Genomic DNA, 24627 nt, shown 5'->3' with positions numbered 1-24627 from the left:
ATCAGTACGTCCTTTCTACGGCCCGGGCCTCGGCCCGCGGCAGGTACGTCAGGCCGAGCAGCAGGTACACGGCGCTGACCGCGGCGCACACCGCCAGCCTCGGCAGGAGGTCGGGCAGCGGCTGGCCGCCGGTGGTCGCCGCGTGCAGGACGTCCGTCGCCGCGGTCGTCGGGAGCAGTTCGGCGAACCACTGGACGGGATCGGGCAGGTAGGCGCGGGGGAAGGTGAAGCCGCCGACCAGGCCGAGGACGATGAAGACGGTGTTCTGCGAGATGTGCGCCTCGCCCGCGGCGATCATCAGTCCGCCGAGCCCGACCGAGAGCGCGAAGACGGCGCCGGCGAGCGCGAGGACGCCAAGGAGCAGGCCGGCCGCGGAGGCCACGGGGACGGAGAGGCCGAGCAGGGCGACGAAGACGCCGAGCGCGAGGAACTCGACCAGGCTGCTCAGCACGGCGAAGGCGGTGAAGCCCGCGAGGTACGGAAAGCGGCCGGCCGGGGCGATCAGGAGGGCGCCGAGCGTGCCCTCCCGCTGCTCGGTGATCAGCGCCTTCGCCGACCAGAGGATGAGGCGGACGGTGAACTGGAAGGCGGTGGCGCCGACGACGATGTAGGCGAGGTAGGCGGTGGTGCCGCTGCCCGCGGCGAAGTCGTCGGCGACGGCTCCGCCGCCGACGACGTGGTAGCCGAGGTACGCCAGCGAGATGGCGAGCGCGGCGGGCAGGACCGTGCCGATGGCGTAGGTCCATGGGTAGGCGCGGCGGGTCATCTGCCAGGTGCGCCAGGCGGTTGCCCAGGCTATGGGCATACGAGCGATCCCTCCCCCTGTGAATCGATCTCTGCGATCAGCGAGTTTCCTTTCGGAACTTACACTGAGTTTCTATCGGGAACTCACTCGATGGCGCAAGATGGAGCAGTTGCCCGACCGAGGAGGAGCGCATGGTCCGAGCCGTGCCCGAGCGCGACGCCGCCTGCGCGATCGCCCAGGCCGCCGCCGTCGTCGGCGACTGGTGGAGCCTGCTGCTCGTACGGGAGACCGCGCGCGGCCGCCACCGCTTCGACGAGCTCCAGGGCGAGCTCGGCATCTCCCGCAAGGTCCTCGCCGAGCGCCTGGGCCATCTCGTCGACAGCGGCGTGCTCGACAAGGTGCCGTACCAGGAGGGGCCGGTGCGGTACGAGTACCGGCTCAGCCCGGCAGGGCGCGCCCTGCTCCCCGTCCTGGTCGCGATGCAGGACTGGTCCGACCGCTGGCTGCTCGGCGACGGCACCCTCACCGCCTCCGCCGACGAGCACAGCGCCGAGGCCCTCCGCGTCCACGAACTCCCCGGCACCCGGCTGCCGCGCCTGACCCTGCCCGCGCACACCGGCGCCGAGCGGGACCCCGTGGACCCGGACGCCGCCGCGACGGTGCTCTTCTGCTACCCCGCGACCGGGCGGCCGAGCCCGCTGCCCGACGGCTGGAACGACATCCCCGGCACGGTCGGCTGCACGCTGGAGAACCGGCTGTTCAGGGACGCGTACGGGGACTTCACGGCGGCCGGGATCGCCGTCCACGGGGTCTCGACCCAGCGCCCCGACGAGCAGCGGGCCTTCGCCGCCGCCGAGGACATCCCCTTCCCCCTGCTCTCCGACATGGACGCCCGGCTCTCGGCGGCGCTCCGGCTGCCGACCTTCCGCGCCGGGCAGGCGCTGCGGCTCAAGCGCGCCGTCCTGGTCGTGGACCGCGAGCGGACCGTACGGCACGCGCGCTTTCCGGTCACCGACATCCCGCACGCCGTCGAGGAAGCGCTGGTGGAGGCGGCGAAGCTGTCAGGGTGAGAGGCGCTCCACGCGCCACTCGCCGATGTCGCCTTCGCCCTCGCCCTCGCCCACCCGCACGTACCGCAGCCGGTCGTGCAGCCGGTTCTCGTGCCCCTGCCAGAACTCCACCGCCTCCGGCACGACCCGGATGCCGCCCCACTCCGGGGGCACCGGGACCTGCTCGCCCGCCGGGTAGCGCGCCGTCAGCTCCTCGTACCGGGCGAGCAGCTCGTCGCGCGACTCGATCACCGAGGACTGGTGGCTGGCCCAGGCGCCCAGCTGGGAGCCGTGCGGGCGGGTGCGGAAGTACGCGACGGTCTCGTCCCTGCCCGTACGGACCGCGCGCCCCGTGACGATGACCTGGCGGGCCAGCGGGTGCCAGGGGAAGAGCAGCGAGACGCACGGATTGGCGGCCAGCTCGCCGCCCTTGCGGGAGCCGTAGTTCGTGTAGAAGACGAAACCGGCCTCGTCGTAGTGCTTCAGGAGCACCGTGCGCGAGGAGGGGCGGCCGTCGGGCGTCGCGGTCGAGACGACCATGGCGTTCGGCTCGTGGATCGCCGGGCTGGTGGCGGCGATCTTGAACCAGCGCGTGAACTGTTCGATCGGTTCAGGGGCGAGGTCGGCCACAGTCAGCTCCGTGGTGCGGTACTGCTCGCGCATGTCGGCGGGATCGAAGGCGTCGGTCACAGGAATCATCCTGCCGCAGAGGCGGAGCCTGCCCGGCATCGAGGCCCGCTAATCCTTCCTCGCCGGATCGGCGCACTGTGCCGGATGTCACGCTTCCCCGCATCATCGGAACCGTACAGACTCTTGGGCTGGATGACTGTTCATTCCCGACCAACAGGCCTCACCGGCCGACAGGTCCCCTCCGACCTCCCGGTCCTTCCGACCGACAGGTCCACCAAACCGCTGGATGATTGATCATCGATTGAGGAGCCGCCTGATGTCCGACTTCGTACCCGGGCTCGAGGGAGTCGTCGCGTTCGAAACGGAGATCGCCGAACCGGACAAGGAGGGCGGCGCCCTCCGGTACCGCGGCGTAGACATCGAGGACCTGGTCGGTCACGTCTCGTTCGGCAACGTCTGGGGTCTGCTGGTCGACGGGGCGTTCGACCCCGGTCTGCCGCCGGCCGAGCCGTTCCCGATCCCCGTGCACTCCGGTGACATCCGCGTCGACGTGCAGTCCGCGCTCGCCATGCTCGCCCCCGTCTGGGGTCTCAAGCCGCTGCTCGACATCGACGCCGAGCAGGCCCGCGAGGACCTCGCCCGCGCCGCCGTCATGGCGCTGTCGTACGTCGCCCAGTCGGCGCGCGGCCAGGGCCTCCCGATGGTCCCGCAGAGCGAGATCGACAAGGCGCAGACGGTCGTCGAGCGGTTCATGATCCGCTGGCGCGGCGAGCCGGACCCGCGCCACGTCAAGGCCGTCGACGCGTACTGGACCTCGGCCGCCGAGCACGGCATGAACGCCTCCACGTTCACCGCCCGTGTCATCGCCTCGACGGGCGCGGACGTGGCCGCGGCGCTGTCCGGCGCCGTGGGCGCGATGTCCGGTCCGCTGCACGGCGGCGCCCCGTCCCGCGTCCTCGGCATGATCGAGGAGATCGAGCGGACCGGCGACGCCACCGCGTACGTGAAGAAGGCCCTGGACAAGGGCGAGCGCCTGATGGGCTTCGGTCACCGCGTCTACCGTGCCGAGGACCCGCGCGCCCGCGTCCTGCGCCGTACGGCCAAGGAGCTGGCCGCGCCGCGGTTCGAGGTCGCGGAGGCGCTGGAGAAGGCGGCCCTGGAGGAGCTGCACAACCGCCGCCCGGACCGTGTCCTGGCGACGAACGTGGAGTTCTGGGCGGCGATCATGCTGGACTTCGCCGAGGTCCCGGCGCACATGTTCACGTCGATGTTCACCTGCGCCCGTACGGCGGGCTGGTCGGCGCACATCCTGGAGCAGAAGCGCACCGGCCGCCTGGTCCGCCCCTCGGCGCGGTACATCGGCCCGGGCCAGCGCAACCCGCAGGAGATCACGGGCTACGCCGACCTGGCGGCCTACGCGGGCTGAGCCCGCGCGGGGCCAACGCGCGCCGAAGCGGCACGGCGACGTACCGGCACGGCGACGTACCGGCACGGTGCCACAGCGACTCAGCGACGCGGAGAAGGGCGACACGCACCGGGGCGAGCCCGCACAGCCTGCCCCGGTCGGACCCCGCTCGGGCGTCGGCCGGCTCGGCCGGGCCCTGCCGTCCCGGCCGGGCCCGGGTTCAGGCGTCCGTCACGCCGTCGTGAGGCGCCGGTCCTCCGTGAGCAGCAGGTCCGCGTGGTGGCGCGCCGCGGCCAGCGGGTGGGCGCGCAGCTTGCCCTTCAGTTCGTTGCGGCCGTACTCGGCGAACAGCGGGTTCGCCGGGTCGGTCGTGATCCCCGGCGCCGTCGAGGCGTACGGGAAGGGCAGCGGCGCGATCCGCGCGTCGAGCCGCGGGTTGTAGAAGAACGGGACGGAGAAGCGCTCCGTCGCCCCGCGCGGGGAGACCACCCGGTGGTTGGTGGCGATCAGATAGCCGTTGGTCGCCACTTCGAGCAGCTCGCCCAGGTTCACGACGAAGGCACCGGGCAGCGGCGGCACGTCGTGGAAGAGACCGTCCTCCCGCTCGACCTGGAGGCCGCCGACGTGGTCCTGCAGGAGCAGGGTGAGGAAGCCGTAGTCCTTGTGGGCGCCCACACCCTGGTCGGCGCCGTCCCCGGCGCTTCCCGGGTAGCGCACCAGCTTGAGGTGCGGGTGGGCCTGGGCCCCGAAGATGTCGTCGTAGAAGCCCTCGGGCGCACCGATCGAGGCCAGCAGTTCGTGCAGCAGCCGCTGGGCGACCGCGCTGAGGCGCTCGACCCAGTTGAGGGCGGCCAGGCGCAGCTCGGGAAGGGCCGCGGGCCACTGGTTCGGGCCCTGGAGCCACCAGTACGGGGCCTCGCCCGGGCCCGGGACGTGCGCGGGGCGCTCGGCACCGATGTCGAGCTGGTCGCGCCAGTCGCGTGAGCCGCCGGTGCGCTCGTCGCCGATGCGGGTGTAGCCGCGGAAGTGCGGCGAGTTGGTGGTGTCGAGGGCGAGCCGGTCGGCCTCCGGGAGGGCGAAGAACGCCTTCATCGCGGAGGTGAGGGCCGCCGTCTCGGCCTCGGTGACTCCGTGCCCGACGAGCTGGAAGAAGCCGACGTCGTGGGCGGCGGAGTGCAGCTGGGCATGGAGGAGGCGTCGGTCCCGCGGCCCGCGGTCGGCGGCCGAGAGGTCGACGATCGGGAGCTGGGAGCTGTACGGCTGGGTGTGCGACGAGTGCGTCATGGTGTGCGTCCGCGGGGTGTACGGGTGCCCGGGCGCGCCGCCAGGGGTGGGGCGGGGGCGCGGGTGCCTGGAGAAGAAGGGGGGCTCGAGGTCAGGCGGAGCGCCGACAGCCCATGCTCGTGACGCGGACGAAGTCCACGTGGCGGCGGCGTACGAGCGGAAGCATGGAACCAGCGTACTGCGGGGCGGGCCGGACGTATGTGGCGTGGGTCACGACCGCGTGTGTGCTCGGTCACGGATGCTCCGGCGCGGTTCGCGGCCCACCGGGGCACCCGCTCCGCTCGCCGCTCGCGTGCCGGCGGGTGACCATGGGACGGGACCGCGCCGGGGGCCAGGTGCATGAGGAGTCACTCGTGGCACACACCCGTACGACCGACGTGCTGATCGTGGGCGCCGGCCCGGTGGGGCTGAGCGCCGCCGCGGAGCTGCGCCGCCGCGGGGTGGAATGCCGGCTCGTCGACCGGCTGCCGGCCCGCCTCCCGTACGCGAAGGCGGTCGGCATCCAGCCGCGCACGCTGGAGATCTGGGACCGGATGGGACTGGCCCGCGCCGTCCTGGAACGCGCCGTCCCGCTGCGCGGCCAGTTGCTCTACGTCGACGGCAGGGAACAGGGCCGGTTCGAGCTCTCCCTGCCGCCGGAGGTCCCGTACCGGTTCGCCGCGCTGCCGCAGTACGAGACCGAGCGGCTCCTGGAGGAGTACGTCGCGGGCCTGGGCACGGTCATCGAGCGCGGCACCGAACTGCTGTCGTTCGCCCAGGACGCGGACGGGGTGACCGCCCGGCTGCGGACCGCCTCCGGCGCCGAGGAGGAGCTGCGCGCCCGCTTCCTGATCGGCTGCGACGGCGCGCACAGCACCGTCCGCAAGGGGCTCGGCCTCAGCTACGAGGGCGGGGCCTTCCCGGAGGAGTACATGCTCGGCGACGTCGAGACCGACTGGGACCTCCCGGACGGGTACGGCGTACGGTCCCTGCACCGCGCCGAGGACGGCTCGACCGACGACGTACTCGTCTGCATCCCGCTGCCCGGCACCCGCCGCTACCGGATGTCGATGACGGTCCCGCCCGAGCTGTCCGCCCAGGGCGCGGGGAAGGAGCGGGGCGACGGCGTGGCGCACGGCCTGGAGGGCGGCGCGGCCCCCGAGCTGTCCCACATCCAGGCCGTGGTCGACCGGCTGGCCCCCGCCCCGACCCGCGTCTCCACGCTGCGCTGGTCCTCCGTCTTCCGCATCAGCCACCGGATTGTCGACCGGTACGGCGAGGGCCGGGTCTTCGTCGCGGGCGACGCCGCCCACATCCACCCGCCCACCGGCGCCCAGGGCATGAACACCGGCATCCAGGACGCCTGCAACCTGGCCTGGAAACTCGCCCTCGTCCTGCGCGGGGAGGCCGGGACCGCCCTGCTCGCCAGCTACGACGCCGAGCGCCGCCCGGTAGGCGAGGAGGTCGTGGGCCGGACCGTCCGGCACGCGAACCGAGGCATCGAGAGCGATGCCGAGGACCCGGCGACCCTGATGCTCCGGGAGGCCCAACTGCTCGTCACCTACCGGGACGGTCCGCTCGCCGGCAGCCCCTACGGTCGGGACGACGCGCCCCAGCCCGGCGACCGGGCACCGGACTGCGGGGGCCTGCCCCTCCCCCTCGCCGCCTATCCGCTCCGGCTCCTCGACGTCCTGCGCGGCCGCACCGGGCACGTCCTGCTGCTGTACGCGGCCGACCCCGAGGATCTGGCCAGGGCGGTGGAGGCGGGCGCGGTGGTGCTGAAGGCCGTCGGCGGTCAGGAGTCGTCGGAGGACGGCCGTCTGTCGACGGTCGCGGTGCTCGCCCGGGAAGCCTCGTCCGACGCGCCCGAGGCACCCGCCTCGTCCGACGCGCCCGCCTCGTCCGACGCACCCGCCGCCTCGGCCGGCCGCTTCGGATACCGGGACGCGGCAGGGGAGTTCGCCCGGCTCTACCGGCCCGACGGCCCGACCGGGTTCCTCGTCCGTCCCGACGGGCAGCTCGGCGCCCGCTTCCCGCTCGCCGGCACCGCGGCGGCGCTCACCGGCTACCTGGCGGCGCTGTCCGTGCCGGACGCCTGAGCCCCCAGCGCCTCGTCCAGGAGCTTCGACCACTGGGCCACCACCCGGTCCCGGCGGGCCCGGTCGTCCGTCAGAAGGGTCGCGAGCCCCAGGCCACGGGCCATGTCCAGGAAGCCCTGAACCGTCTCCCGTACGCCCGGGACCGACTCGTCCGCGGCGAGGAGGGTCACCGCCATGCGGTGGGACTCGCGGCCGACACGCGCCTCCAGCTCCTGCACGCGCGCGTGGAGCTGCGGCTCGTGGGCCGCCGCCACCCAGAGGTGGAGGGCGGCGCGGAACAGCGGCCCGGTGAAGAGGTCCACCAGGGCCGACACGGCCTCCCGGCGGTCGCGGGCCGGGAGGGTGCGCAGGGCCTCGGAGCGCTCCTCGGCGACGTACTCGACGGCCGCCGTGAAGAGGTCCTCCCGGGTGGGGAAGTGGTGCTGCGCCGCGCCCCTCGAGACGCCCGCCCGCTCCGCGACCACCGAGACGGTGGAGCCCGCCCAGCCGTGTTCGGCCAGGCAGGACACCGCCGCCTCCAGGAGCCGCTGCCGGGTGGCGCGGCTCCTGTCCTGCTTGGGGCCGGTCACAACCGCCATTCGGGTTCCCGTCGTTCGAGGAAGGCCGTCATCCCTTCGCGCGCCTCGGCGGAGGCGAAGAGCGAGGCCGACCTCTGGACCAGGTCCTCCGCTTCGCGTTCGAAGGTCTCCAGGACTTTAGCCGTGACCAGGCGCTTCGACTCGGCCAGCCCCTGCGGGGAGCCCGTGCGAAGGCCGTCCAGGACGGCGTCCAGGGCGTCCTCGCCTGCCGTCACCAGGCCCATCGCGCGGGCCTCCGCCGTCCCGAAGCGCTCCCCCGTCAGGTAGTACCGCGCCGCCGCCCTCGGCTCCAGCTTCGGCAGCAGCGTCAGCGAGATGACGGCGGGCGCGACCCCGATCCGTACCTCCGTGAGCGCGAAGTCCGACGCGTCCGAGGCCACCACGATGTCGCACGCCCCGAGCAGCCCGAGGCCGCCGGCCCGGACGTGGCCGCGCACCACGCCCACCACCGGCTTCGGCAGCCCGACGATCTGCCGGAGCAGGTCCACGAAGGCGTACGGGCTCGGCGGCGCCTTCAGGTCGGCGCCCGCGCTGAACGTGGAGCCGGTGTGGGTGAGGACCACCGCCCGTACGGCCGGGTCCTGCCCGCACTCGGTGAGCGCCTCCGCCAGCTCGGCGACCAGGGCCGCCGAGAGCGCGTTGCGGTTCTCCGGGGAGTCCAGCGTCAGTGTGGCGATGCCACGGTCCAGCTTCATGCGTCGTCCCTCAGCTCGGTCACTCGCGGTCCCTCAACTCACGACGCAGGATCTTCCCCGACGCGGCGCGCGGCACTCCGTCGATGAACTCCACACGCCTGATCTTCTTGTACGGGGCGACCTTTCCGGCCACGTACGCCATGACGTCCTCGGCGGTCAGCTCCGGGGCGCTCGGCTGCCGGACGACGAACGCCTTGGGTATCTCCGTACCCTCCTCGTCGTCCACACCGATCACGGCCGCGTCGGCGACGCCCTCGTGGGTGAGCAGCAGGGCTTCGAGTTCGGCCGGGGCGACCTGGAAGCCCTTGTACTTGATGAGTTCCTTGACGCGGTCGACGACGAACAGCCAGCCGTCCTCGTCGACGCGGCCGACGTCGCCGGTGTGGACCCAGCCGTCGGCGTCGATCATCGCGGCGGTGGCGTCGGGGCGGCCCAGGTACCCCTTCATGACCTGCGGGCCCCGGATGGCGACCTCGCCCTCGGCCCCCGGCTCGGCGTCCTTCGACGGGTCGTCGAGGGAGAGGATCCGCATCTCGGTGGAGGGCAGCAGCTTGCCGACGGCGCCGGGCGGCGGGCTGACGGCGTCGAGGGGCACGACGTGCGTGCCGGGCGACAGTTCCGTCATCCCGTACGCCTGGCGGACCGGCGGCAGCTTGAGCCGGGCCGAGCACGCCTCGGCGAGGGAGGCGTCGAGGGGGGCGGCGGCGCTGACGATGTACTCCAGGGAGGAGAGGTCGTGGTCGGCGACGGCCGGGTGCTTGGCGAGCGCGAGGACGATCGGCGGGGCCACGTAGAGGCCGTTGATGCGGTGCTTCTCGATCGCCGCGAGGAACTGGTCGAGCTCGAAGCGGGGCAGGACGACGACGGTGGCGCCCTGCCGGAGGGGCGCGTTCATCAGAGCCGTGAGGCCGTAGATGTGGAAGAACGGGAGGACCGCCAGGATGCGGTCGCCGGGGCCCATGGGGACGAAGGGTTCGAGCTGGGCGAGGTTGGTGGCGATCGAGGTGTGGGTGAGCATCACGCCCTTGGGGACTCCGGTGGTGCCGGAGGAGTACGGGAGGGCGGCGACGTCCTCGTCGGGGTCGATGGCGAGGTGCGGCTCGGGGGCGGTGGTGGCGAGCAGGGACTGGAGGGAGCGGACGCCCTCGGCCTCGGGTGCCTGGTCGCAGACGAGGATCTCCTCGATGCCACCGGCGAGTTCGGCGGCCCGGCGGGCCGGGGCGAGGAGCGGGGAGACCGTGACGATCCAGCGCGCCGAGGAGTCCTGGAGCTGTTTGGCGAACTCCTCCGGTGTGGAGAGCGGATGGACGGTGGTGACGGAGGCGCCGGCGCGGGTGGCAGCGTAGAACGCGACGGGGAACAGGACGGTGTTGGGGCTGTGCAGGGCGACGACGTCCCCCTTGCGGACCCCGGCCTCGGCGAGGCCGGCGGCGATCCGCCGGTGGAAGGCATCGACCTGGGCGTACGTGAGGGTCGTCCCGGCCACCCCGTCGATCAGGGCGGGCGCGTCCCCGAACTCGGCGGCCCGGCCGAGGACGGCCTCGTGGATGGGGAGGGAAACGGTGGAGACGGCCTCGTACTCGCTGTGGAACACCATGCAGGCCCCCTGGAGAGGTGGAAGGTGGTCGCCAGGATCGCGCGTGTCGGTACGGCTTGGGGAGACCTTGGCAGCAGTCCGCGGAAACAATCAAGCAAGCCTGCATGATTCGCGGAAGGGCACGGCGGTTCCGGGCCCGCGGGTCGTCCCGCGGGCCCGTCCGGGCCGGGCCCGGACGGTCCGCCCGGGTCGGTGGGAGGCCGCGTCAGTACGACTTGGGCAGCCCCAGGGTGTGGACGGACACGTAGTTGAGGATCATCTCCCGGCTGACGGGGGCGATCCGGGCCACGCGGGAGGCGGCGATCAGACGGGCGAGGCCGAACTCGCGGGTGAGGCCGTTGCCGCCGAGGGTGTGGACGGACTGGTCGACGGCCTTCACACAGGCCTCTCCGGCCGCGTACTTGGCCATGTTGGCGGCCTCGCCCGCGCCGATGTCGTCCCCGGCGTCGTAGAGCTGGGCGGCCTTCTGCATCATCAGCCGGGCCAGCTCCAGCTCGATGTGGGCCTGGGCGAGCGGGTGGGCGATGGCCTGGTGGGCGCCGATGGGGGCCTTCCAGACCGTGCGCTCCTTGGCGTACTTCACGGCCTGGGCGAGGGCGTAGCGGCCCATGCCGATCGCGAACGCCGCCGTCATGATGCGCTCCGGGTTGAGCCCGGCGAAGAGCTGGAGCAGCCCCGCGTCCTCGTCGCCGACGAGCGCGTCCGCGGGGAGGTGGACGTCGTCGAGGGTCAGCTCGAACTGCTTCTCGTGCGCGTCGAGTTCCATCTCGATCTGCCGCCGCTGGAAGCCGGGGGCGTCCCGGTCCACGACGAACAGGCAGGGCTTGAGGTTGCCGGTCCGGGCGTCCGACGTCCTGCCGACGATCAGGGTGGCGTCGGCGATGTCGACGCCCGACACGAACACCTTCCGGCCGTTGAGGACCCAGCCGTCCTCGGTCTTCGTGGCCGTGGTCGTGATCCGGTGGGAGTTGGAGCCGGCGTCGGGCTCGGTGATGCCGAAGGCCATGGTGCGCGAGCCGTCCGCCAGGCCCGGGAGCCATGCCCGCTTCTGCTCCTCCGTGCCGAAGCGGGCGATGACCGTGCCGCAGATCGCGGGCGAGACGACCATCATCAGGAGCGGGGCGCCGGCGGCCCCCGCCTCCTCCAGGACGACCGACAGCTCGGCCATGCCGCCGCCCCCGCCGCCGTACTCCTCGGGCAGGTTCACCCCCAGGTAGCCGAGCTTGCCCGCCTCCGCCCAGAGCGCGGCCCGGTCGAAACCGGGGCCGTGGCGGTGGCCCAGCGCCGAGACGGCGGCCCGGAGCGCGGTGAGCTCTTCGCTTTCGATCATGGTGCTCATACGGTCTGGTCCTCCTGTGCTTCGGTCTGTACGGACTGCTGTACGACGGCGAGCAGGGCACCGACCTCGACCTGGCGGCCGGGGGCGGCGTGGAGCGCGGTGAGCGTGCCGGAGGCGGGGGCGACGACGCGGTGTTCCATCTTCATGGCCTCCAGCCAGAGGAGCGGCTGCCCGGCGGTGACGCGCGCGCCGGGCGCAAGGCCGTCGGCGACGCGGACGACGGTGCCGGGCATGGGCGCGAGCAGGGAGCCGGGTTCGCGCTGCTCGGTGGGGTCGGGGAAGCGGGGCGCCGCGGTGAGCCGGTGGCGGCCGACGTGGACGGTGTCGCCGTGGCGGGCGACCTCGACGTCCCGTACGACCCCGTCGACGTCCAGCCGTACGCGGTCGGGCGAGACGCTCACGGGACGGACGCCCTCGGGGACGGTGACCGTGTACCCCTCCCGGGTGGGCCGGTAGCGGACCTCGTGGTCCCCGTACGTGGCGACCTGGTCCTGCGAGCGCACGTTCCGCCAGCCACCCCCGAACCGTCCCTGGTGGGCGGCCGCCTGTGCGAGGGCGGCGGCGACGGCCGCGTACGCCTCGCCGGGCGGTGCCTGTGTGAGCGCGTCGAGGTTCCGGTCGTAGAACCCGGTGTCCAGACGGGACGGGTCGTGGAAGTCAGGGTGCCGCAGGGAGGCGACCAGCAGGTCCCGATTGGTCACAGGCCCGTGGATCCGGGCCTGCTCCAGGGCGTGGGCGAGCTTGCGGACGGCCTCGGCCCGGGTGGGCGCGTGGACGACGACCTTGGCGAGCATGGCGTCGTAGTGGACCCCGATGGTGTCCCCGGAGACGTAACCCGTGTCGACGCGCAGGCCCCGGCGGAACTCCAGGGTGTGCAGCGCCCCCGTCTGCGGGGTCCAGCCCGCCGCCGGGTCCTCCGCGTAGAGGCGGGCCTCGATCGCGTGGCCCCGGGGCGACGGGGGCTCCGCAGGGAGGGAACCGCCCTCCGCCACGGTGATCTGGAGCGCCACCAGGTCCACGCCGTGGACCTCCTCCGTCACTGGGTGCTCCACCTGGAGGCGCGTGTTCATCTCCAGGAAGTGCGCCTTGGGGGTCCCCCCTGCTCGAGCGGAGCCGAGAGTTTGGGGGACGTCCGCGACCAGGAACTCGACTGTGCCCGCGCCGACGTAGCCGACGGCCTTCGCCGCCGACACCGAACGGTCGTACAGCTCCTCGACCAGCGCCGGCGGCAGACCCGGCGCCGGGGCCTCCTCGATCACCTTCTGGTGGCGGCGCTGGAGCGAGCAGTCGCGGGTGCCGAGCGCCCACACCGTGCCGTGCGCGTCCGCCAGGATCTGCACCTCCACATGGCGGCCGTTCTCCACGTACGGCTCGACGAACACCTCGCCGTCGCCGAACGCGCTCGCCGCCTCCGCCGAGGCGGCCGTCAGCTCGCCCTCCAGAGCGGCCAGTTCGCGGACGATCCGCATGCCGCGCCCGCCTCCGCCGGCCGCCGCCTTCACCAGGACCGGCAGGTCCGCCTCGGTGAGGGCGGCGGGTACGAGCGGGGCGATCCCGAGGAGCTCCTTCGCCCTGGTCTTCGACGCCATCGCCTCGATGGCCGACGGCGGAGGGCCGATCCACACCAGGCCCGCGTCGAGGACCGCGCGCGCGAACTCCGCGTTCTCCGACAGGAAGCCGTACCCCGGGTGCACCGCGTCGGCGCCCGCCGCGAGCGCCGCCTTCACCACCAGGTCTCCGCGCAGATACGTCTCCGCGGGGGTGGCCCCCGGCAGCCGTACCGCCGCGTCCGCCTCCCTCACGTGCAGGGCGGAGGCGTCCGCGTCCGAGTACACGGCGACCGTCCCGATACCCAGCTCCCGGCACGTACGGAAGACCCGGCAGGCGATCTCGCCCCGGTTGGCGACGAGGACAGTGGAGATCATGGGATCAGGCCTCACATTCGGAAGACGCCGAAGCCGCCGCGCGCGCCCTCGACCGGTGCCGTGTGGATCGCGGACAGGCACAGCCCGAGGACCGTGCGGGTGTCGCGGGGATCGATGACGCCGTCGTCGTACAGCCGCCCCGAGAGGAACATCGGCAGCGACTCCGACTCGATCTGCGCCTCGACCATCGCGCGCAGCCCCGCGTCCGCCTCGTCGTCGTACGGCTGCCCCTTCGCCGCGGCGCTCGCCCGCGCCACGATGGAGAGCACGCCCGCAAGCTGCTGGGGGCCCATGACGGCCGACTTGGCGCTCGGCCAGGCGAAGAGGAAGCGCGGGTCGTAGGCCCGGCCGCACATGCCGTAGTGCCCGGCGCCGTACGACGCGCCCATGAGCACGCTCAGGTGCGGCACCCGGCTGTTCGACACCGCGTTGATCATCATCGCGCCGTGCTTGATGATGCCGCCCTGCTCGTACTCCTTGCCGACCATGTAGCCGGTGGTGTTGTGCAGGAAGACCAGCGGGATGTCGCGCTGGTTCGCCAACTGGATGAACTGCGCCGCCTTCTGCGACTCGGCGCTGAACAGCACGCCCTGGGCATTGGCCAGGATGCCCACCGGATAGCCGTGCAGCTCCGCCCAGCCCGTGACCAGGCTCGGTCCGTACAGCGGCTTGAACTCGTCGAAGTCCGAGCCGTCGACGATCCGGGCGATCACCTCGCGCGGGTCGAACGGGGTCTTCAGGTCCCCCGGCACGATGCCGAGGAGCTCGTCCTCGTCGTACTTCGGCGGCTCCGCGAGAGCCGGATCGCGGTGCGCCTTGCGGTGGTTGAGGCGGGCGACGATCCGCCGGGCCTGGCGCAGGGCGTCGACCTCGTCGACGGCGTAGTGGTCGGCGAGGCCGGAGGTGCGCGCGTGCATCTCGGCGCCGCCGAGCGACTCGTCGTCGCTCTCCTCGCCCGTGGCCATCTTCACCAGCGGCGGACCCCCGAGGAAGACCTTCGACCGCTCCTTGATCATCACGGTGTGGTCGGACATCCCGGGGACGTACGCCCCGCCCGCCGTCGAGTTGCCGAAGACCACGGCGATGGTGGGGATGCCGGCGGCGGAGAGCCTGGTCAGATCGCGGAACAGGGCCCCGCCGGGGATGAAGATCTCCTTCTGGGACGGCAGATCGGCACCGCCCGACTCGACGAGCGAGATGACCGGCAGCCGGTTGGCGTACGCGATCTCGTTGGCGCGCAGGGCCTTCCTCAGCGTCCACGGGTTGGAGGCTCCGCCGCGCACGGTCGGGTCGTTGGCCGTGATCAGGCACTCGACGCCCTCGACGACACCGATACCGGTGACGATCGACGCGCCGACCGGGTAGTCGCTGCCCCAGGCGGCGAGCGGGGAGAGCTCCAGGAACGGGGTGTCGGGGTCGACGAGCAGCTCGATCCGCTCACGGGCGAGCAGCTTGCCGCGCTTGCGATGACGGGCGATGTACTTCTCGCCGCCGCCCGCGAGCGCCTTGGCGTGCTCGGTGTCGAGAGCGGCGATCTTGTCGAGCATGGCGGCGCGGTGGGCCGCGTAGTCGGGTCCGCCGGTGTCGAGGGCGGAGGCGAGGACGGTCACAGCAGTTCCTCCAGAAGGTCCACCGGGATGTCGAGATGACGCGAGCGGAGCCACTCGCCGAGGGCCTTGGCCTGAGGGTCGAAACGGGCCTGGGAGGCGACGCCCTCGCCGAGGATCCCGGTGACGACGAAGTTCATCGCGCGCAGGTTCGGCAGGACGTGCCGTACGACGTCCAGGCCGGCGGTCTCCGGCAGGAGCTGCTGGAACCGTTCGACCGTGAGGGTGTGGACGAGCCAGCGCCACGCGGCGTCCGTGCGGACCCAGACGCCGACGTTCGCGTCGCCGCCCTTGTCGCCGCTGCGGGCCCCGGCGACCCGGCCGAGCGGGACCCTGCGCACCGGGCCTGCGGGCGGCGGCCCGGGCAGTGGCGGCTCGTCGACCGGTTCCAGTTCCCGCGTGTGGACGGGTACGGGGAGGCGGACGCGGCTCCCGTCGGGCAGGACGGCCGTGTGCGGGACGTCGGCGGCGGGGACGTACGCGGCCTCGAAGACGCCGTAGGGCGCGCCCTTGCCGGGCGGCGCGGTGACGTGGAAGCCGGGGTAGCTCGCGAGGGCGAGTTCGATCGCGGCGCCGCTGAGGGCGCGGCCGACGGGCTCGGGGGCGGGGTCGCGGACGACGAGCCGGAGGAGCGCGCTCGCGGTCTCCTCGGTGTCGGCGTCGGCCCGGTCCGTCCGGGCCAGCTCCCAACGGACCTCGGCAGGGCGTGACTTGGAGCGTTCGAAGGCGTCCTCGACCTGCTCCCTGACGAGCTGGGCCTTGGCGTCGATGTCGAGTCCGGTGAGGACGAGGACGACCTCGTTGCGGTGGCCGCCGATCCGGGCGAGCCCGGCCTTGAGGGTGGGCGGCGGGGCCTCGCCCCGTACGCCGTCGATCCGTACCCGGTCCGGCCCGTCCTGCGTGAGCCGTACGGTGTCGAGCCGGGCGGTCACGTCGGGTCCCGCGTAGCGGGCGCCGGACGTCTCGTACAGGAGCTGCGCGGTGACGGTGCCGAGGTCGACGACGCCGCCGGTGCCGGGGTGCTTGGTGATGACGGCGCTGCCGTCGGCGTGGAGTTCGGCGAGCGGGAAGCCGGGGCGGCGCAGCGTGTGCCGGTCGTGGGCGGTGAAGAAGGCGTAGTTGCCGCCGGTGGCCTGGGTGCCGCACTCCAGGACGTGGCCCGCGACGACCGCGCCGGCCAGCCTGTCGTACTCCTCCGGGTCCCAGCCGAAGTGCCACTGCGCGGGGCCGGTGACGAGGGCGGCGTCGGTGACCCGTCCGGTGACGACGACATCGGCGCCGGCGGTCAGGCAGGCGGCGATCCCGGCGCCGCCGAGGTAGGCGTTGGCGGTCAGGACTCCGTCCCGGGTGGGGAGGCGGTCGCCCTCGACGTACGCGATACGGGTGGGCAGGCCGAGCCGGTTCGCGAGGGTGTCCATCGCCTCCGCGAGGCCTGCGGGGTTGAGGCCGCCCGCGTTGGTGACGATCCGGACGCCGCGCTCGTGGGCGAGGCCGAGGCCCTCCTCCATCTGGCGCAGGAAGGTCTTGGCGTAACCGGAGTCCGGGTCCTTCAGGAGGTCGCGGCCGAGGATGAGCATGGTGAGTTCGGCGAGGTAGTCGCCGGTGAGGACGTCGAGGGAGCCCGGTTCGCCGCCGGTGAGCATCTCGCGGACGGCGTCGAAGCGGTCGCCGTAGAAACCGGAGGCATTGCCGATACGGAGGGTGCCGGGGGTGCTTGGGGCGTCGGGAGCGCCCGGGGTGCCGGAGGCGCCGGGGGCGCCGGGGGTGCGGCGGAGGTCCACTAGGCCCCCTGGGGTGCGCGGCCGGTGCCGGCCGGGCCCGCGAAGGCCTGGGCGATGGTGAGCCAGTGCACGGCGTCGGCGCCTTCCGCCGTGAGGGCGGTGTCGTCGCGGTGGACGCGCTGGGTGACGAGGAGGCAGAAGTCGAGGGCGGGGCCGGTGATCCGCTGGGCGGCGCCTTCGGGCCCGTACGCCCACTCCTGACCGTCGGGGGCGGTGAGTTCGACCCGGAACGGCTCGGCGGGCGGGGTGACCCCCCGTACGAGATAGGCGTAGTCGCGGGCTCGGATGCCGATCCAGGCGACGTGGCGCAGCCGGTCGGTCGGCTCGCGGACGACTCCTAGGGCGTCGGCGATGTCCTGGCCGTGCGCCCAGGTCTCCATGAGCCGGGCGGTGCCCATCGAGGGGGCGCTCATGGGCGGCCCGTACCAGGGGAAACGGGCGCCGGGCGGGGCGGCGCGCAGGGCCATCTGCAGCCGTTCGCGCCCGACGCGCCACCGCCCGAGGATCTCGGCGGGCGGCAGCGCGGCCCCCTCCTCGGCGCCGTCGTCGACGAACGACTCGGGCGCGGCGAGCGCCTTCTCGGCCTCGGCGGCGAACCCCTCGGGGTCGGTGACGGCGAGCAGGGCGGCCCGGTCGGTCCAGGCGAGATGGGCGATCTGATGGGCGACGGTCCAGCCGGGGGCGGGGGTGGGCGCGGCCCATCTGTCGTCGCTCAGCTCCCGTACGAGCCGGTCGACCTCCTCGCTCTCACTGCGCAGATCGTCGAGCACGACGACAGGGTCGGACACGGTGCGCTCCCCTCGGGACACGGGCGTGTGCCGAGGAGCATGGCAGCGGCGAGAGAAACAATCAAGCGTGCTTGCTTTACTTTCTCGACCGATTGCGAGGGACGGGAGGGCTCCCCCTCTCCCTCGTCAGACGTCCCGGCGGCGGATACCGGCCAGAAGGCCGTCCAGGGCGGCCACCGTGAGGTCGAGCGACTCGGGTGTGCCGCTTCGGGCCAGCCAGAGAGCGGCCTCGTTCATCGCGCCCGAGAGCAGGCGCGCCAGGGGCTCGACCGGCTGCTCGGCGATGAGCCCGGCGTCGATCAGGGCGGCGAGGGCCTCGTGCAGGTGCCGTGCGGAGGACTCCTCATCCAGGGCGCGCCACTCCTCCCAGCCCAGGACGGTCGGCGCGTCGACGAGCACGATGCGCCGTACGGCGGGGTCGGAACCGGCGGCCAGGAAGGCCCGGCAGCCGGCACGCAGTTGCTCCCAGGGGTCGGCCTGCTCCTCCGCGGCGGCCGCGACCCGCTCGCCGAGGTCCCGCTGGACCTCGGCGACGACGGCCCGGAAGAGCCCGGCCTTGCTCTCGAAGTGGTGGTACGCGGCGCCCTTGGTGACCCCGACGGCCTGGGCCACTTCGGCCAGGACCACACCGTGGTAGCCGTCCTCGGCGAACCGCCGCCGCCCTTCGGCCAACAGCGCCCGCCGCGTCGCCGCCCGCTGCTGGGCCCGGTTGCCCACCGCCCGCTCGTCCGCCATCACCCGTACCGCCTTCCCATTTCACATACCCCGGGTATGCTAGCCGAGACGATTCACATACTCCGGGTATGTGAAATGGGAAGGCACGCACAAGGAGTCATGTCATGAGAACCGGGCTCGACAGCTTCTATCCCGTGATCTGCACGCGTGACGTCGCGGCGGCTCGCGACTTCTACACCCGCCATCTCGGCTTCACGACGACCTTCGAAGCCGACTGGTACGTGAGCCTGCGCCGCCCCGACGCACCGCACTACGAACTCGCGCTGCTCGACAGCAGCCACCCGACCATCCCCGAGGGCCACCGCACCCCCACCCGGGGCGGACTGCTGCTCAACTTCGAGGTACAGGACGTGGACGCGGAACACCGTCGGCTGATCGGCGAGGCGGGCCTGCCCGAACTACTCCCCCTGCGCACGGAGGACTTCGGCCAGCGCCACTTCATCGTCGGAGCCCCGGACGGCGTACTCATCGACGTGATCACCACGACCCCGCCGACGGAGGAGTACGCCGGGCAGTACACGTCCTCCGCGGACTAGTACGGAACGGGTGCTTCTCCTGATGGTTCGGCATCCCCAAAACGGGAGAAGGGCCCCGACCGTGCCGAGGCGTGCGGGTCGGGGCCCTTCTGCATGAGGCGTGTACTGCCTGTTCAGGCTACGTGCCGAGGGCCTTGCGCCGGCGCATCCACCACACCAGGCCACCGCCGAGGGCGAGGATCGCCGCGGCGATGCCGGTGATCAGGCCGACGGGGGTGTCGGACCCTGTGTCGGCGAGGCCGCCGTCGGGGTCCGGCTTGTTCGCCGGCGGGGCCGTCGTACCGTCACCGGGGCCCGGGGTGGTGGGGTCCGGCGCCGGGGTCGACGGCGGATCGGTCGGGTTCGGCGGGTCGGTCGGGTCGGTCGGGTCCGGCGACGGGGTGTTGCCGCCGTCGTCGTCCTTCTGGCCGTTGGAGTTCCCGCCGAGGAGGAGCAGCCGCTCCCGCTCGGTGTCGTCGGTCATGGCCTTGACCGAGGTCTTGGTCTGGCGGGGCAGATGGCGGTTCTGGAGGCGGAACTCGGTCTGGGTGACGTTGCGCTTGGGCTGCTTGGACAGGTCCACGCCGCCGACGCTGATGACCCAGACCTCCTCACCCTTGGTGAGCTCGTACTTGAACTCACCCTCCTTGAAGACCTTGACGTACTTGTCGAAGACGTCGGTCTTCTTCCAGTCCTGGTGCGGGGCGCGGATCGGCCACTGCTTCACGTCGTTGCTGTTGATGATGGTGCGGTAGTCCGTCGGCCGCTGGGCGTCCTGCTGACGGACGAACTCGGCCGCCACCCGGGACTTGTAGACACGGCGCAGGTCGGCGTACTGCGGGGCCTCGTTGATCCACTTCTCGACCTCGGGCACGACCGTGCTGCGGAACACCCGCTCGTTGTGCTCGATCTCGGCCTTGGTCAGCGAGTCCTGGCAGGGCTTGCCTCCGGGGCCGGGGGTGTTGACCTCGGCGTACTCGGACTGGAGCTTGAGCGGCGCGTCGAGGATGTAGATCCCGCCGTCCTGCTCGCGGACCTTCGCCGGCTTCGGCTCGATCCAGTTCCGCGTCGACGTCAGGCACGGCCAGCCGTTGACCTTGGACAGGCGGTCCCAGGTGTTCTTGCCGAGGTCCGTCTTGGGGTCCATGGCCTTGAAGAAGTCGTGCTTGAGCCGGAGGTCGGCCTCCAGCAGCACGCGGCCGGCGTCCGTGGCGGCGAACTTGTCATCCATGATCGTGCCGGGGGTGTCCGGGTTGAGGTTCACCCAGAACTTGTCCGGCGTCAGAGCCAGCCACGTGAAGAACGCGTCCGACGCCATCTGCGCCTTCGCCCTGCCGCCCCAGCCGACCGTGTCGTTGTCGGGGTCTTCCTTCGCGCCGAACGAGTAGTCCAGGCCCTTGCCCTTCACGGGCGTGCCGACGTACTGGAGTTCCAGCGTGGAGAAGTCGATGCCGCCCGGAGTGGGCATCTGGGAGACGCCGGGGATCCGGCCGATGCGCTGAAGCCGGTCGGCGAGCTGCTTCGGGTTCTCCGGCGACTTCTGGATCATGTCGTTGCCGCCGCCCCGGGAACCGGTACTGGTGCCGGGCTTGGCGTTCATGTACGGATCGACACGACGCGTCGGACTGTTCGACGTACCGCTCGGGGCCTTCTCGACCGCGTCCGCCTTGTACGAGATCTTCTTGACCCGGTCCGGGGCGATCTTCCGCAGGTCGGCGTCGTGGTTCTTCGCGCCGCCCTTCGTCTCCCGCCCGTACGCGTAGGAGATCTTCTTGTCCGCGTGGTTCGGGTCCTTCAGCAGCGCCTTGTCCTTGGGGCGCTGCGTGGGGTCGGGCTTGTCGTTCGACTTGCCCTCGACGATCTCGCCGGTGCGCTGGTTGTAGGCGTCCGCACGGCGTACGTAGCGTTCCTTGGTGTCCGGGTCGATGACCTCGAACTCCTTCTCGCAGATCCAGTCCGGACCCACCAGGCCGAAGTCGTAAACGAGCTTGGCCATGTACGCCTTGCCGCGGGGGTCGTTGCCGCCCCTGGGGATGTAGAAGTCGTCCCGGTACGTCTCGAACGGCACCCCCTTCCACTGGGCCGTCTTCTGCGCCTTCTTGTAGTAGGCCCAGACCCGCTTCCTGTCACCCTTCTTGTAGTCGTCCGGGTTGTCGCTGATCTCCTTGAGCTCATCGGCGGTCGGCGCGCGCAGGCCGTCCCACTGCTTCTGGCCGTTGACGTAGTCGTACTCGTCCCGCTCCGCGTCCGGCCGGACGTACCCGTCGTCCGGGAGGCCGCCTTCCACGACGTCGGAGAAGTCGTAGAAGTCCTTGTACTCCTCGTCGCACCGCTTGCCCTGCTTCAGCGGCGGCTTCGCCTTCGCCTCGGCCTGGTCCCAGCCGGGCAGCCCGGTCAGTGAGACGGCGCCGGCGCAGGCCAGCGCGATCGCCGCCCGCGCCCACAAGCGGCGTCGGGAACGTATGTGCTGGGTCACGAAAACCCCCTGGGGGCCCCAGGTCGGTGTCAGATGTCCTCGCGCGGCGCCACGGGCCCCCGTGGTCAGTCGGCGCCTGTGCGCGGAGCACCGTTCACCCTAGGACCCCAACTGCCCCTGCTCACACTGCAATTACCGACGACACACCGACAACTCACGCGCCACGCGGGATCTTTACATCGCGCACACATGGCTCGCTTAGTCTCGGGGCATGGAGTGGACCGACCCGCGCGACATGGACGAGGACGAGTACGCCGAGTACCTGCGCGAAGAGAAGACCCGAGACCACGTCAGCGCCCACAACCCAGTGCTGGAGAAGTGGCTGGAACAGCAGCGCACCGGATTCCCCGCCTGGGCGGAGGAACACGCCGGCCGCGGGCCGTGGGACTTCACCGTGGATTCCCTCCCCCGGCTCGAAGCGCTCGTCCGGGACGCGTTCGACAGTCCCGCTCAGGCCCGCGAGGTGATGGACACGCCCCTGGTCGCCGTCGGGGCCTGGTACCTCGGCGAGGTCCACAACCGCGCCTTCGGCACCCAGTGGCGGTTCCACCCCTCCTTCGCCGACGACAACCCCCTCGACCACCGGCCGCACATCACCCTGCCCTGGGAACGCCGGGAGGAATTCCACTACACCGACCCCGAGCACATCGAGGACGACGCGCGCCCGATCTACTCCCCCACCGAAATCCTGTGCAACCTCCCCGCCCGGCCTGCGGATCAGGGCCTCCTGCACCGCATCAGCAACCGGTGGGAGGTCCCCACCTCCTGCGACGACGCGTCCTGCCGCTACCACCCCAACAGGTAGCCGCCGACCGACTCAGTCGTCGGCCGCGACGAGGAGTGTGATCCGTCCGCCTGAACGGTCGATGAGCACGAACTCGTGGAAGTCGATGTGCACACACCCCCAGTCGTGGATGGCCTCGTCCCCGAGCCCGCTCAGGTAGTAGATGTGATCGGCGACGGCCAAGCGGTCGAGCACCTCGCGCTCCAGACGCGCCTCCAGTTCGCCGGGCACGTCCCCGTACTGGTTCGCCCATGCCCTGAGGACCTGCGCGCCCTTCTCCCGGCTGACGGCTTCGTAGGCGTCCGGGGTGACCAGCTTCAGCCAGTACGGGCCGTGTCTGGGACCGTCCGGCAGCACTCCACCGCCTGCATAGTCGTCCCTGAACTGTTCATGGCCGATGAGCGCCGCGAGCAGTTCCCTCTCGCTGACGGACTCCGCGGGGAGCCGCAGGTGCTTGAGGTCGACCCACCTGTAGCCATGTGATCCTGGATCCTGGAACGTGAAGTCCCGGAAGTTGATGAAGCCGTCGGCCTCGTGAGTGAGCGTGCTGGGCATGGCGTCAGAGCTTAAGGAGCCGGGGGTCCGTTCACGAGTCAGGGTCCCGGTGCCGAAGCGCCCGTACGCAGGCGGCCCCATGACGCCACCGCCCGGCCGCGTGAGCCTCAGGCCGGCGTCTTGATGCTCTCGATGATGCGGGCGAAGCCCTCCGCTCCGTGGCCCGCGTCGATCTGGCGCCGGATGAGGTTCTGGACCATGGCGATCACCTCGGTGCTGATGCCCTGGTCGGAGCTGGCGGTCAGGATGTCGCCGAGGTCGGAGAACTCGAGGCTCTGCTGCCCCTCGACGGTGTAGTCCCCGCCGTCGATGACCTCGGCGAACCCCTGGAAGCCGCCGGTCATGGCGCTCAGCCACGGCGCGGCCCTGGAGGCGAACTCGCTCGCCGTCACCCCGGCCGGCGCGACCATCGCGGCGCCGTGCACGAATCCGGCGAACATGACGTACATGCCCGCCAGGAGAGCGAGGTCGTACAGGGACGCCAGCCCGGCGTCCTCGCCGAAGTAGGTGCTGGTTCCCCACAGGTCGAGCAGCGCCTTGTACTGATGGAAGACCTCGGCCGATCCGCTGTAGAGGATCGACGAGCCAGGCTGTCCGATCATGGACGGTACGGCCATGATGCCGCCGTCCAGATACGCGATCCCCGCATCGGCGGCCCATGCGGCCAGCTCCCGTGACTGCTCCGGTGTCGTCGTGGTGACGTTGATCAGGGTTCGTCCGGTCAGCTCCTGGGCGAGCGGACCGAGCACCTCGTGGACCGACGCGTGGTCCAGCAGGCAGGCGATCACCACGCGTCCGGCCCTGACCGCCTCGCCGGCCGTGCCGGCGGCCTCCGCGCCCCGTGCGACGAGGCCGTCCGCCTTCCCCGGTGAGCGGTTCCAGACCGTGGTCGCGTACCCGGCCTTCACCAGGGCGTCGGCGAGGGCGCTCCCCATCGCCCCCAGCCCGAGAACACTCACCTGCACGCTGTTGTCGCTAGTCATTCCTGGGACTCCCGTCTCGCGTTCGTCGTTCGGCTCGATCCTCGCCGCCGCCAGAAGGGTTGACCAGTACGGACTAATTAGTCGGATACGCACCAGGGGGTAAGTGAGCCGAGGACCCGCGGCCCCGCCCGGCCGGCCCAGGCCGTCTCGTTCGGATCATCTGGGCAGGGCGGCCAGGCGATCGACTTGGATGCCGTCGGCCCAGGTGGGCGAAGAGCGTCATCAACTCGACCGCGTTCCGGGTGTCAGAGCGAAAGCCGCGCGGAACAGGCCAGTAGCTTCTGCCTCATGGATAAACAGGACACAACCTTCGTCGACAAGGCTCTCGAGGACAAGGCCTTCGCCGACCAGCTCATGGGCGACAAGGCTCTCGCCGACGAGCTCATCGCCGCGCTCATCGCCGATGAATCCCTCGGCGACGTGGACCTTGTCCAACTCGTGAAGGCCCTCTTCGAGAAGAAGGGAATCCTCCAGGAGGGCATGGTCGGTCTGGCGAAAAGAGCGAACCACAACGACGACCTCTTCGCCTTCAAGACTCTCGTCTGGGCGGTCCAGGCATCGACCATGCAGTTCCCGAAGCCCTTCGCAGAGGACATTCGCAGCCCCGTCAGCGGGGTGTATGTCTTCACCGATCGGAACTGCCAGGGCAAGCACGCAGGGTTCGGCGGCGGTCGGCATGACATGGCCGACATCGCGAGGCAGATCGGCAACGATGCGATCTCCAGCCTGTCCATCGCCAAAGGGTGGGGCATCACTCTCTTCACGGGTGCGGGATTCTCCGGCGACAAGACGACCATTGCCCCTCGGCGCGACGGAGTCGGAGGGGATCGGTACAACCTGACCGACGGGTTCGACAACGCAGTCTCCTCCTTCGTCATCACCGGCGTCCCCAGGGATCCCTCCCGCAAGAACCAGGTCACGTCTACGTACCACGGCTCAGCCACCGGATACACCCCAGCGGAGGGGCAGAAGGGCTACTCCGACTAGTGACCTGAGTCAGAGATTCGTCGTTAGTCGGGCATGAGTCGCCCGGGTCCGAAGATTCCGCCGTTGTCGGTCACTGATGCCCAGCGGGCTG

At 71.7% G+C, this 24627-nt stretch carries 22 protein-coding genes; 6 read left to right on the top strand and 16 right to left on the bottom strand.

From position 1 onward, the window contains the following. Position 1 precedes the first annotated feature (1 nt). Positions 2 to 805 carry an ABC transporter permease gene (locus ACFY8U_RS10445; RefSeq protein ID WP_389568382.1) on the bottom strand — a complete coding sequence of 268 codons (804 nt, stop codon included), beginning with the start codon at positions 803 to 805 and terminating at the stop codon, positions 2 to 4. A 131-nt stretch (positions 806 to 936) separates the two neighbouring features. Between ACFY8U_RS10445 and ACFY8U_RS10440 the strand changes: the two genes are divergently transcribed. Continuing rightward, positions 937 to 1815, top strand: coding sequence for a winged helix-turn-helix transcriptional regulator (locus ACFY8U_RS10440; protein WP_389568380.1), 879 nt, complete (start codon positions 937 to 939; stop codon positions 1813 to 1815). Here the strand turns inward: ACFY8U_RS10440 and pdxH are convergent. Continuing rightward, the gene (gene pdxH / locus ACFY8U_RS10435; protein ID WP_389569690.1) at positions 1807 to 2457 is read right to left on the bottom strand and encodes a pyridoxamine 5'-phosphate oxidase; all 651 of its coding nucleotides are present in this window, start codon (positions 2455 to 2457) and stop codon (positions 1807 to 1809) included. The genes ACFY8U_RS10440 and pdxH overlap by 9 nt on opposite strands. Positions 2458 to 2740: 283 nt before the next feature. Here pdxH and ACFY8U_RS10430 point away from each other — a divergent pair, with 283 nt between their 5' ends. Further along, positions 2741 to 3850 carry a citrate synthase 2 gene (locus ACFY8U_RS10430; protein WP_389568378.1) on the top strand — a complete coding sequence of 370 codons (1110 nt, stop codon included), beginning with the start codon at positions 2741 to 2743 and terminating at the stop codon, positions 3848 to 3850. A gap of 210 nt (positions 3851 to 4060) precedes the next feature. Here the strand turns inward: ACFY8U_RS10430 and ACFY8U_RS10425 are convergent, their stop codons facing one another. Beyond that, positions 4061 to 5113, bottom strand: a complete 1053-nt coding sequence (locus ACFY8U_RS10425; RefSeq protein WP_389568376.1) for an isopenicillin N synthase family dioxygenase — start codon at positions 5111 to 5113, stop codon at positions 4061 to 4063. Between the two features lie 91 nt (positions 5114 to 5204). Then, positions 5205 to 5327 carry a hypothetical protein gene (locus tag ACFY8U_RS10420; RefSeq protein ID WP_389568374.1) on the bottom strand — a complete coding sequence of 41 codons (123 nt, stop codon included), beginning with the start codon at positions 5325 to 5327 and terminating at the stop codon, positions 5205 to 5207. Between the two features lie 139 nt (positions 5328 to 5466). Between ACFY8U_RS10420 and ACFY8U_RS10415 the strand changes: the two genes are divergently transcribed. After that, positions 5467 to 7191 carry an FAD-dependent monooxygenase gene (locus tag ACFY8U_RS10415; RefSeq protein ID WP_389568371.1) on the top strand — a complete coding sequence of 575 codons (1725 nt, stop codon included), beginning with the start codon at positions 5467 to 5469 and terminating at the stop codon, positions 7189 to 7191. On the opposite strand, the gene ACFY8U_RS10410 is transcribed toward ACFY8U_RS10415, so the two are convergent. The 9 genes from ACFY8U_RS10410 to ACFY8U_RS10370 form a co-directional block, all read right to left on the bottom strand. Beyond that, positions 7158 to 7769, bottom strand: coding sequence for a TetR/AcrR family transcriptional regulator (locus ACFY8U_RS10410; RefSeq protein WP_361644503.1), 612 nt, complete (start codon positions 7767 to 7769; stop codon positions 7158 to 7160). The two genes, ACFY8U_RS10415 and ACFY8U_RS10410, sit on opposite strands and share 34 nt — an antisense overlap. Then, on the bottom strand, positions 7757 to 8464 hold the full coding sequence (locus ACFY8U_RS10405; protein ID WP_389568369.1) for an enoyl-CoA hydratase family protein: 708 nt from the start codon (positions 8462 to 8464) through the stop codon (positions 7757 to 7759). Before ACFY8U_RS10405 ends, ACFY8U_RS10410 begins: the two co-directional genes overlap by 13 nt. Before the next feature lie 19 nt (positions 8465 to 8483). Then, entirely contained in the window at positions 8484 to 10061 is a 1578-nt protein-coding gene (locus tag ACFY8U_RS10400; RefSeq protein ID WP_389568366.1) for a 4-coumarate--CoA ligase family protein, read from the bottom strand. A gap of 205 nt (positions 10062 to 10266) precedes the next feature. After that, positions 10267 to 11400, bottom strand: coding sequence for an acyl-CoA dehydrogenase (locus tag ACFY8U_RS10395; RefSeq protein ID WP_361437224.1), 1134 nt, complete (start codon positions 11398 to 11400; stop codon positions 10267 to 10269). Next, a complete protein-coding gene (locus tag ACFY8U_RS10390) occupies positions 11397 to 13325 on the bottom strand; it encodes a biotin carboxylase N-terminal domain-containing protein (RefSeq protein WP_389568363.1) in 1929 nt (642 codons plus the stop codon). The genes ACFY8U_RS10395 and ACFY8U_RS10390 overlap by 4 nt, the downstream gene beginning before the upstream one ends. A gap of 11 nt (positions 13326 to 13336) precedes the next feature. Further along, positions 13337 to 14935 carry an acyl-CoA carboxylase subunit beta gene (locus tag ACFY8U_RS10385; RefSeq protein ID WP_389568360.1) on the bottom strand — a complete coding sequence of 533 codons (1599 nt, stop codon included), beginning with the start codon at positions 14933 to 14935 and terminating at the stop codon, positions 13337 to 13339. Next, positions 14932 to 16626 (bottom strand): acyclic terpene utilization AtuA family protein, encoded by a 1695-nt coding sequence (locus ACFY8U_RS10380; protein ID WP_389569688.1) that lies wholly within the window; start codon positions 16624 to 16626, stop codon positions 14932 to 14934. Before ACFY8U_RS10380 ends, ACFY8U_RS10385 begins: the two co-directional genes overlap by 4 nt. Before the next feature lie 86 nt (positions 16627 to 16712). Continuing rightward, positions 16713 to 17501, bottom strand: a complete 789-nt coding sequence (locus tag ACFY8U_RS10375) for a TIGR03084 family metal-binding protein (RefSeq protein ID WP_389568358.1) — start codon at positions 17499 to 17501, stop codon at positions 16713 to 16715. Positions 17502 to 17627: 126 nt separating this feature from the next. Next, positions 17628 to 18236, bottom strand: a complete 609-nt coding sequence (locus ACFY8U_RS10370; RefSeq protein WP_389568356.1) for a TetR/AcrR family transcriptional regulator — start codon at positions 18234 to 18236, stop codon at positions 17628 to 17630. A gap of 104 nt (positions 18237 to 18340) precedes the next feature. Here ACFY8U_RS10370 and ACFY8U_RS10365 point away from each other — a divergent pair, with 104 nt between their 5' ends. Then, a complete protein-coding gene (locus ACFY8U_RS10365) occupies positions 18341 to 18772 on the top strand; it encodes a VOC family protein (protein WP_361754289.1) in 432 nt (143 codons plus the stop codon). 118 nt (positions 18773 to 18890) lie between these two features. Here the strand turns inward: ACFY8U_RS10365 and ACFY8U_RS10360 are convergent, their stop codons facing one another. Then, on the bottom strand, positions 18891 to 21227 hold the full coding sequence (locus tag ACFY8U_RS10360; protein ID WP_389568352.1) for an LPXTG cell wall anchor domain-containing protein: 2337 nt from the start codon (positions 21225 to 21227) through the stop codon (positions 18891 to 18893). A 211-nt stretch (positions 21228 to 21438) separates the two neighbouring features. On the opposite strand from ACFY8U_RS10360, the gene ACFY8U_RS10355 reads away from it, so the two are divergent. Beyond that, positions 21439 to 22032 (top strand): hypothetical protein, encoded by a 594-nt coding sequence (locus ACFY8U_RS10355; protein ID WP_389568349.1) that lies wholly within the window; start codon positions 21439 to 21441, stop codon positions 22030 to 22032. 12 nt (positions 22033 to 22044) lie between these two features. Here ACFY8U_RS10355 and ACFY8U_RS10350 read toward each other — a convergent pair whose 3' ends face one another. Further along, positions 22045 to 22566 (bottom strand): hypothetical protein, encoded by a 522-nt coding sequence (locus ACFY8U_RS10350; protein WP_389568347.1) that lies wholly within the window; start codon positions 22564 to 22566, stop codon positions 22045 to 22047. A gap of 107 nt (positions 22567 to 22673) precedes the next feature. Then, on the bottom strand, positions 22674 to 23549 hold the full coding sequence (locus ACFY8U_RS10345; RefSeq protein WP_389568344.1) for an NAD(P)-dependent oxidoreductase: 876 nt from the start codon (positions 23547 to 23549) through the stop codon (positions 22674 to 22676). A 288-nt stretch (positions 23550 to 23837) separates the two neighbouring features. Between ACFY8U_RS10345 and ACFY8U_RS10340 the strand changes: the two genes are divergently transcribed. After that, entirely contained in the window at positions 23838 to 24536 is a 699-nt protein-coding gene (locus tag ACFY8U_RS10340) for a hypothetical protein (protein ID WP_389568341.1), read from the top strand. The last annotated feature ends 91 nt before the right edge of the window (positions 24537 to 24627 follow it).

This window comes from Streptomyces sp. NPDC012508, from assembly GCF_042902595.1.
Taxonomy (GTDB): Bacteria; Actinomycetota; Actinomycetes; order Streptomycetales; family Streptomycetaceae; genus Streptomyces.
This window is presented reverse-complemented; position numbering and strand designations above follow the sequence as displayed.

Coding starts and splice junctions, on each gene's coding strand:
- ACFY8U_RS10445 (WP_389568382.1), bottom strand. CDS start 805: ATGCCCATAGCCTGGGCAACCGCCTGGCGCACCTGGCAGATGACCCGC.
- ACFY8U_RS10440 (WP_389568380.1), top strand. CDS start 937: ATGGTCCGAGCCGTGCCCGAGCGCGACGCCGCCTGCGCGATCGCCCAG.
- pdxH (WP_389569690.1), bottom strand. CDS start 2,457: ATGCGCGAGCAGTACCGCACCACGGAGCTGACTGTGGCCGACCTCGCC.
- ACFY8U_RS10430 (WP_389568378.1), top strand. CDS start 2,741: ATGTCCGACTTCGTACCCGGGCTCGAGGGAGTCGTCGCGTTCGAAACG.
- ACFY8U_RS10425 (WP_389568376.1), bottom strand. CDS start 5,113: ATGACGCACTCGTCGCACACCCAGCCGTACAGCTCCCAGCTCCCGATC.
- ACFY8U_RS10410 (WP_361644503.1), bottom strand. CDS start 7,769: ATGGCGGTTGTGACCGGCCCCAAGCAGGACAGGAGCCGCGCCACCCGG.
- ACFY8U_RS10405 (WP_389568369.1), bottom strand. CDS start 8,464: ATGAAGCTGGACCGTGGCATCGCCACACTGACGCTGGACTCCCCGGAG.
- ACFY8U_RS10400 (WP_389568366.1), bottom strand. CDS start 10,061: ATGGTGTTCCACAGCGAGTACGAGGCCGTCTCCACCGTTTCCCTCCCC.
- ACFY8U_RS10395 (WP_361437224.1), bottom strand. CDS start 11,400: ATGAGCACCATGATCGAAAGCGAAGAGCTCACCGCGCTCCGGGCCGCC.
- ACFY8U_RS10390 (WP_389568363.1), bottom strand. CDS start 13,325: ATGATCTCCACTGTCCTCGTCGCCAACCGGGGCGAGATCGCCTGCCGG.
- ACFY8U_RS10370 (WP_389568356.1), bottom strand. CDS start 18,236: ATGGCGGACGAGCGGGCGGTGGGCAACCGGGCCCAGCAGCGGGCGGCG.
- ACFY8U_RS10365 (WP_361754289.1), top strand. CDS start 18,341: ATGAGAACCGGGCTCGACAGCTTCTATCCCGTGATCTGCACGCGTGAC.
- ACFY8U_RS10355 (WP_389568349.1), top strand. CDS start 21,439: ATGGAGTGGACCGACCCGCGCGACATGGACGAGGACGAGTACGCCGAG.
- ACFY8U_RS10350 (WP_389568347.1), bottom strand. CDS start 22,566: ATGCCCAGCACGCTCACTCACGAGGCCGACGGCTTCATCAACTTCCGG.
- ACFY8U_RS10345 (WP_389568344.1), bottom strand. CDS start 23,549: ATGACTAGCGACAACAGCGTGCAGGTGAGTGTTCTCGGGCTGGGGGCG.
- ACFY8U_RS10340 (WP_389568341.1), top strand. CDS start 23,838: ATGGATAAACAGGACACAACCTTCGTCGACAAGGCTCTCGAGGACAAG.